A 7,157-nucleotide genomic window follows, 5' to 3' on the forward strand; every position below is an offset into this window, starting at 1 on the left:
AGGGCGTCGAGGCCGTCGAACAGCGCCGCGGGGCCGGGCTGCAGGATGATCGGGGACTTGATCTCGTGCAGCTCGCCGTCGCGCACTGCGGGCATGGCCGACCAGCCCGGCCGGGCGGCGACGCGTTCGGGGCGGAATTTCTTGCCACACCACGAGCCGAACACGATGTCGGGCGCGCGCCGCACCACGTCGCCCGGGTCGGCGAGGATGCGGTCGCGGGCGAGCGGCCTCACGGCGCGCTCGGGGAACACGTCCTCGCCGCCGGCGACGCGGACCAGCTCCGCGACCCAGCGGATGCCCGTGATCGGGGGTTCGTCCCACTCCTCGAAGTAGACGCGCGGCCGCCTCGGCAACGCCGCGGCGGAACGTTCCACCGCCGCGAGATGCGCCTCGGCCTCCCGCGCGTAGGCATCGGCGCGCTGCTGCGCGCCGACCAGCGCACCGAGGCGGCGGATGTAGTCGAGGATGCCGGCGACGCTGCGGTGATTGCTGATCCAGACTTCGATGCCGGCCGCGACGAGCTCGCGCGCGATGTCGGCCTGGATGTCGGAGAAGCCGACGACGAAATCCGGTTCGAGCGCGAGGATCTCGCCGATCTTCGCGCTCGTGAAAGCGGACACCTTCGGCTTCTCGCGCCGCGCACGCGGCGGCCGCACCGTGAAGCCCGAGATGCCGACGATGCGATCCTGCTCGCCGAGCGCATACAGCACTTCGGTCGGCTCTTCGGTGAGGCAGACGATGCGGCGGGGACCGACGGGGTTCGACATGTGCCCGATTGTCGCACGCAGCGCCGCGTGGACGGCACGAAGCGCTCAGTCCGCGACTGGATAGAGCCCGCCCGCGTACGCGCCCGCGTGGTAGCCCTTGCTGCCGATCGCTTGCGCGAGCGGGCTGCGCGGGTCCTCGCCCGCGACGATTCGCGCGAGCACGTACGCGAAATCGTGGCGCGGACGCCAGCCGAGATCGGCACGCGCACGCGCGTTGACGTAAACGCGCTCGATGCGCGCGTGCATGCGCCAGCCGAGGCGCGAGTAGGCGTCCTCCCACCCCGGTACGCGGCGGCGCACGACCGCCGCGGCGTCGACGCGCAGTTCGGCGAGATCCTCCGGCAGGAACGGTGTCGTCGCACTGAGCACATAGCGGCCGAACCCGATCCGCGCGGCGTGGTCGAGCGCGAGCAGGTGCGCGTCGACGAGGTCCTGCACGTCCGCACGCCGATAGAGGAACTCGTTCGCCTTGAGGTTCGCGTCCGCGAACGCATTGCGCCGGCGCTCGTCGTCGTCCGCCTCGGGAAAGAACCGCGCGGTGCGCAGTACGATGCACGGCAAGGCGTGATTGCGCGCGAACAGGCGGCACAGGTCTTCGGCCGCGAGCTTGGTCGCGCCGTAGATGTTCTTCGCGCGCGGCACCACATCCTCGTCGATCCAGGCCGCGGGCGCGCCCTGCGCGGGCACGAGCGCATCGCCGTAGGCGCTCGTCGTGCTCGTGAACACGAATGCACCGACGCCGTTCGCGGCCGCGGCTTCGAGCAGGTTGAGCGTGCCGCCGACGTTGGTGTCCACGAACGCCTGGCGCGAATGCGTCACGACGTGGGGCTTGTGCAAGGTGGCCGCGTGCAGCACGGCGCGGATGCCGGCCATCGCCTGCGCGACGAACGCGGGATCGACGATCGAGCCGATGCGATCGGTGTACGGCGATGCGACGCGATCGATGCCGATGACGGCGCGACCCTGCGCGCGCAGCGTGCGCACCAGCGCCTCACCGAGGTGACCGGCGCTGCCGGTGACGAGGATGGCCATGCCACGATTGTAGGCGACGCCCGCCTACGCGCGCGATCCGCCTCGCGTCACGCACCGGCGATCGCACGCACGCGCCGGTTCCGGTCGAGCACGATGCGGATGTCCGCGGCGTGCGGCAGCGCGCGCAGCGCGTGGCGGCTCAGGCGTTCGAAATGCATGAGGAATCGCCGCAACGCCGCGCGGTCGAGCGCACGCGGCGCGCCGCGTGCGCGCAGCGCGCGCTCCTGCTGGTCGCGCCAGCGGCCGACGACCGCGAACGACGGTGCCTGCAGCAGCACGAGGTGATCGAGCCCGCGCCAGAGGCGCGCGTAGTCGCGAGCAAGTTCGCGGTTGACCGCGCCGCGCCAGCGGCGCTCGCGGTCCTCGTCGCGCTCGAGCGCGTTGGCCGACCGGCGCAGATCCCTCGCCGCCTGCGCGGGCACCCCGACGCACCATCCCTCCAGCAGGATCAGCGCGGGCCGCTGCGTCACCCGCCGCCAACGCGACGGCACGACGCGCGTGTCCCGCCCCTTGTCGAAGCGCGGCACGCGCACGGGGCGGCGCGCGCTCGCGTTGGCCAGCGCCGCGAGCGTCCGCCGCAGCAGCGCGAGATCGTGCGTGCCCGGCACGCCGCGCGTCTCGAACAATGGATGGCGCACACGGGCGAGGCGCAGGCGCTCGCGTCGTCCGTGGTAGAAGTCGTCGAGCGAAAGCACTTCGCAGCGTACGCCGCGACGACGCGCCGCGACGGCGAGGTCACGCGCGAGCGTGCTCTTGCCGCTGCCCTGCACGCCGGCGATGCCGACCAGCAGCGGGCGCCGCGCGCGCGAACCTCGCGCGAGCGAGGCGTCGAGAACGCGCTCGACGACGTCCGCGGCATGACCGCGCGTGCTAGCATCCGCGCGCATGAACGTACCCGCAGGCACCAGGATCGACCCACTGTATCAGGAGGCGATCGTCGCGTTCGGCGACCTGCTGCGGCAGGCCCAGGCGGCCGGCGATCCGGAGCCGACCGCGATGACCCTCGCGACCGCGATCGGCGATCGCGTTTCCGCGCGGATCGTGCTGCTCAAGGGCCATGACGAGCGCGGGTTCCGCTTCCACAGCAACTACGAGAGCGACAAGGGCGAGCAGCTGCGCGTGCACCCGCGCGCCGCGCTCTGCTTCCACTGGAAGACGCTTCGCAACGGCGTGCAGGTGCGCGTCGAGGGCCGCGTCGAGCGCCTTGCCGCGGACGAGTCGGACGCGTACTTCGCGACGCGACCGCGCGGCAGCCAGGTCGGCGCGTGGGCGTCGTCGCAGTCGCGCACGCTCGCCGATCGGGAGGAATTCGAGGCGCGCATCGGCGAAGTCGAGCGGCGCTTCGAGGGGGCGCCGGTGCCTCGGCCGCCGAACTGGGGTGGCTACCTCGTCGTGCCCGACCGCGTCGAGCTGTGGTACGGCGCCGACTTCCGCCTGCACGAGCGGCAGTGCTACGAGCAAGGCGCCGACGGCCGCTGGACGCGGCGCATGCTGTATCCGTGATGCGATGCGCCTGCTGCCGGTCTACCGCGTGACCGTGCACGTACCGCCGGACTCCGTGCAGCGCGTCGTGGACGGCGTCTGTGCGGTCGACGACCTGCGCATCGGCGACTATGCGCATTCGGCCTGGATCTCGGCGCCGGCGATCGAACAGTTCCGTCCGCTCGCGGGGGCGAACCCGACGCTCGGCGACATCGGCGAACTCGTGCGCGCGCCGAGCGTGCGCATCGAGTTCTGCATTCCGCGCGACGCCGCGCGCCTCGCGCGCCTCGTCGACTCGGGCATCCGGCCGCATCATCCGTGGAGCGTGCCGGCGATCGTCGTCGACGAAGCGTCGATGCCGGTACCGTAGCGTCCATCGAGCGCGGCGAGCTGCATCGACACCTGCTTCGCGCCGAGCCACTGGCGACCGACTTCGACGAAGCCATGGCGCGCGTGGAACGCGCGCGACGGCTCGTTCGGCGGCACGAGGTTGAACTCGCAGGCGACGGCCGGGATCCCGTGCGCACGCACCCACGCGAACAGGTCGCGGTACAGCAGCGAGCCGATGCCCGCGCCCTGCCAGCGAGCGCCGACGACGACGCGGTCGACGTAGGCGAATCGCTCGTAACGCGCCGAGAACCATGCGTAGTTGTCGTTGCGATAGTCGACGTGATCCGGCATCGCGAGCAGGAACGCCGCGACTTCGCCGTCGACGAGCGCGACGCGCCGATGGCGCGCGAGCGCGGCGAGTTCGCGCAGGCGCGCGCCATCCATCGCGCTCGTGTGTTCGACCTCGTCGGCGTTGAGGGCGACGATCGCGTCGTGGTCGGACGCGACCGCATCGCGCAGCAAGGCGGTCATGCCACGATCATACGCGAGCAGCGGCGTGGGCAGCCCGTCAGCGCGCCGGCTCGACCATCACGGCCGTGCCGTACGCGAGTACCTCGGTCACGCCCTGCGCGATCTCGTTGGCATCGTAACGCATGCCGATCACCGCGTTCGCGCCGAGCTGCGCGGCATGATCGAGCATGAGTTCGAACGCATCGCTGCGGGCGCGTTCGCACAGCTCGGCGAACAGGCTGATGTTGCCGCCGATGAGCGTCTGCAAGGCGGCGCCGATATTGCCGATCACGCTGCGCGAACGCACGGTGATGCCGCGCACGACGCCGAGGCTGACCGCGACGCGGTGCCCATGCAGGTCGTTCGCGGTGGTGACCATGCTGCGATCGATCTTCTTCATGTCGTCTCCTGGTTCGACTCCCCGATCGCGCGACGCACCACTGCGACGAAGCGTTCGAGGTTGAGGGGCTTGGTGAGATAGTGGTTCGCGCCCGCGCGCAACGATGCGTCGCGCGCGTCCGCGGTCGCGTTCGCCGACAGCGACACGATCGGGCCACGGTAGCCCTGCGCGCGCAGGCGGTACACCGCGGCATTGCCGGAAACCCCGGGCAGCTCGACGTCGACGAGCAGGAGGTCCGGCGGGTCGTCCGTAGCGCGCGCGATCGCGCTGGGGGCGTCGCCGACCACGCTCACGTCGAAGCCGAGGTCCTGCAGCAGCACCTCGAGCAACTGCGCGACGTCGGCGTCGTCGTCGACGACGAGCGCCCGGCGCCCGCGCAGCGTCGGCACGCCGGAGCCGCCCGGGATGACGCCGACCGATGGCAGCTCGATGCGGAAACGCGTGCCCTCGCCCGGTGCGGATTCGAGCGTGAGCGAGCCGTGCATCTGCTCGACCAGCCTGCGCACGATGCTGAGGCCGAGCCCGGCGCCGTTGCGGCCGGCCTGCGCGCCGCGATTGAACGGCTTGAACACCTGCTCGACGAACTCCGGCGCGATGCCGATCCCGCTGTCGCGCACCTCGATGGTGAGGCAACGCTCGCGCCATGCGAACGCAAGCGAGATCTCGCCCTGCGCGGTGTAGCGCACCGCGTTCGACAACAGGTTGACGACGATCTGGCGCAGCTTCACGTCGTCGAAACGCGGCGCGGTCGCGTCCTCGGCGGTGAACGTCGCGGCGAAGCGGATGCCCTTGGCTTCGGCGAGCGGCGCGAACATTTCCTCGATGTCGGCGAGCAGCTCGCGCAGGTCGACCTCGACCGGGTTGAGCAGCGCCCCGCCCGCTTCGTCGCGACCGTACTCGAGCAGGTTCTCGGCGAGCGCGAACAGGTAGGTCGCGCTGCGCCGTATCGCCTGCAGCGCCTGCGCCGCGGCCGGGTCGGCGATCGCGCGCCGCTCGATCAGGTGGAGGTAGCCGAAGATCGACGTGAGCGGCGTGCGGAATTCGTGGCTGAGCGTCGCGATCAGCGCATTCTTCAGCGCGTTCGCCTCCTCGAGGCTGCTGCGCTGTCGGCCGAGTTCGTCGCGGATGTCCTTGAGCCGGCCGATCGCCTTCGACTGGGCATGCCCTGCGATGATCGCTTCGTGCACGAGTTGCTGCTGCGCGCGTTCGCGCGAACGCGCTTCCTCGGCGTCGAGCAGGAGCAAGTGGTATCCGTCCCGATCGGCGACGAGATGGACGTGCGCGCTGCGCCCGTTGTCGAGTTCGACGAACGGGATGTCCTGGTCGCGATCGAGCGGCAGGCCGATGAACAGGTCGCGCAGCGGGCGCAGCCCGCCCGGCGTGTCGAGCGAGAGGCCGTAGAACGCGGGATCGCCCTGCATGGCGAGCAGGCGCCAGCCCGGCGCGAAGCTGAGCAGGAGCAGATGCGCGCGGTCGATGAGCACCACCCGCAGGTAGGCCTGCACGGCCGGGGGCCAGTTGGCGTCGGCGATCACGAAGCGAGCCTTCGCGCGACTTCGGCGAATGCGTCGTCGACGCCCCCTCCCGACAACGCGCTCGTCTCGAACACGGGCAGGCTGCGGCGCAGTTCCGCCAGCGTCGTCGCCGCGACTTCCCAGCGTTCGCCGAGATCGAGCTTGTTGACCGCCAGCACGGCGATCGCGTCCGGCAGCGTGTCGCGCGACTGCATCAGCAGCGTCAGCGCCGAGCTCAGGCTCGTTTCGCGCGTGCCGTCGGCGACGAGCACCAATGCGCTCGCGCCGCGCAGGTAGCTCGTGCTCGGCGCGTCGAGCATGCTGCCGCCGGCGATGTCCCACAGCACGAGCGTGAGCGTATCGCGTCCCGGCAATGCGATCTCCTTGCTGTCGACAGTGACGCCGACGGTGGTGAGGTACCTGTCGGAGAACGTGCCGCGCACGTAACGTGCGACGAGGCTCGACTTGCCGACGCCGAAATCGCCGAGCATGCACACCTTGTACGCGTGGGCGCTCATCGCCATGCCTCGGCCACCGTCGCGTGCAGCCCGGCGTCGCGACCGCCGGAGCCGCGGGTACGCGCGTGCACGCACCGCCCTCGCTGCCCCCGCTGTCGCCGCGGCCGTACGCGACCACGCCGACTTCGACCTTCGCCGCAGCGGCGAGTTCGGTGATCCGCCGCAGCGACGTCGCCCGGCAGCCAGGGACCGCCTCGGCGCCGCGCGCGGGCCCTGCCCTCTGCACGAACAGCGCGTGCCGTGTCGCCCACCCGGCGGCGATGCGCTCGGACTCCGTGCGGGGACCGGCCGCGGCGTGGGCGGCGGGCGCCGTCTGCCGCTGGCTTGTTCGGGTCGGCCGTGGCCTTGCCCCTCGGTTGGCTGCGCGCCGCCGATGCGGTCGACGCGGGTGCCGCCCGCTCGCGCGCATCGGCCTTGCGGGAGCCTTCCCGTATCGTTGCTGTGGTCATCGCGATCTCCCTCGATGCCATGGACCCGGCCGACGCCGGCGCGGCGGGCTCAGATCTGCTCGAGCCGATAGCCGTGCTGGTAGATCGCGGCGAGACGCCAGCCGTGCTCGCCGCCGAGTTCGAGCTTCTTGCGCAGCCGGCTCACGTGCGTGTCG

Annotated in this window: 9 protein-coding genes; 2 read left to right on the plus strand and 7 right to left on the minus strand. The window is 71.5% G+C overall.

Going from position 1 to position 7,157, the window contains the following annotated elements; all coding sequences use genetic code 11:
• The 3 genes from VI238_RS17045 to VI238_RS17055 form a co-directional block, all read right to left on the minus strand.
• A partial coding sequence (locus VI238_RS17045; protein ID WP_331653527.1) for a cobalamin-binding protein occupies positions 1–767 on the minus strand: 767 nt, incomplete at its 3' end.
• Positions 768–812: 45 nt separating this feature from the next.
• Positions 813–1,799: an NAD(P)-dependent oxidoreductase gene (locus tag VI238_RS17050; RefSeq protein ID WP_331653529.1), complete on the minus strand. Its 987-nt coding sequence runs from the start codon at positions 1,797–1,799 to the stop codon at positions 813–815.
• Positions 1,800–1,846: 47 nt separating this feature from the next.
• Positions 1,847–2,686, minus strand: a complete 840-nt coding sequence (locus VI238_RS17055) for a kinase (protein ID WP_331653531.1) — start codon at positions 2,684–2,686, stop codon at positions 1,847–1,849.
• Positions 2,687–2,708: 22 nt separating this feature from the next.
• On the opposite strand from VI238_RS17055, the gene pdxH reads away from it, so the two are divergent.
• Complete coding sequence (pdxH, locus tag VI238_RS17060) at positions 2,709–3,302, plus strand: pyridoxamine 5'-phosphate oxidase (protein ID WP_331653543.1); 594 nt, start codon at positions 2,709–2,711, stop codon at positions 3,300–3,302.
• 4 nt (positions 3,303–3,306) lie between these two features.
• On the plus strand, positions 3,307–3,651 hold the full coding sequence (locus VI238_RS17065; protein WP_331653533.1) for a hypothetical protein: 345 nt from the start codon (positions 3,307–3,309) through the stop codon (positions 3,649–3,651).
• Here the strand turns inward: VI238_RS17065 and VI238_RS17070 are convergent.
• From VI238_RS17070 to VI238_RS17085, 4 genes are read right to left on the minus strand one after another with little or no spacing between them, the layout of a single operon-like run.
• Positions 3,594–4,142 (minus strand): GNAT family N-acetyltransferase, encoded by a 549-nt coding sequence (locus VI238_RS17070; RefSeq protein ID WP_331653535.1) that lies wholly within the window; start codon positions 4,140–4,142, stop codon positions 3,594–3,596. The genes VI238_RS17065 and VI238_RS17070 overlap by 58 nt on opposite strands.
• A 37-nt stretch (positions 4,143–4,179) precedes the next feature.
• Positions 4,180–4,521 (minus strand): YbjQ family protein, encoded by a 342-nt coding sequence (locus tag VI238_RS17075; RefSeq protein WP_331653537.1) that lies wholly within the window; start codon positions 4,519–4,521, stop codon positions 4,180–4,182.
• Positions 4,518–6,056: a hybrid sensor histidine kinase/response regulator gene (locus tag VI238_RS17080; protein ID WP_331653539.1), complete on the minus strand. Its 1,539-nt coding sequence runs from the start codon at positions 6,054–6,056 to the stop codon at positions 4,518–4,520. Before VI238_RS17080 ends, VI238_RS17075 begins: the two co-directional genes overlap by 4 nt.
• Entirely contained in the window at positions 6,053–6,553 is a 501-nt protein-coding gene (locus tag VI238_RS17085; RefSeq protein ID WP_331653541.1) for a Rab family GTPase, read from the minus strand. The genes VI238_RS17080 and VI238_RS17085 overlap by 4 nt, the downstream gene beginning before the upstream one ends.
• Positions 6,554–7,157: the final 604 nt, after the last annotated feature.

It is taken from the genome of Dokdonella sp., from assembly GCF_036518555.1.
Taxonomy (GTDB): Bacteria; Pseudomonadota; Gammaproteobacteria; order Xanthomonadales; family Rhodanobacteraceae; genus Dokdonella_A.

Excerpts from the sequence above, each read along its gene's own strand:
- VI238_RS17050 (WP_331653529.1), bottom strand. The coding sequence starts at position 1,799 with ATGGCCATCCTCGTCACCGGCAGCGCCGGTCACCTCGGTGAGGCGCTG.
- VI238_RS17055 (WP_331653531.1), bottom strand. The coding sequence starts at position 2,686 with ATGCGCGCGGATGCTAGCACGCGCGGTCATGCCGCGGACGTCGTCGAG.
- VI238_RS17065 (WP_331653533.1), top strand. The coding sequence starts at position 3,307 with ATGCGCCTGCTGCCGGTCTACCGCGTGACCGTGCACGTACCGCCGGAC.
- VI238_RS17070 (WP_331653535.1), bottom strand. The coding sequence starts at position 4,142 with ATGACCGCCTTGCTGCGCGATGCGGTCGCGTCCGACCACGACGCGATC.
- VI238_RS17075 (WP_331653537.1), bottom strand. The coding sequence starts at position 4,521 with ATGAAGAAGATCGATCGCAGCATGGTCACCACCGCGAACGACCTGCAT.
- VI238_RS17085 (WP_331653541.1), bottom strand. The coding sequence starts at position 6,553 with ATGAGCGCCCACGCGTACAAGGTGTGCATGCTCGGCGATTTCGGCGTC.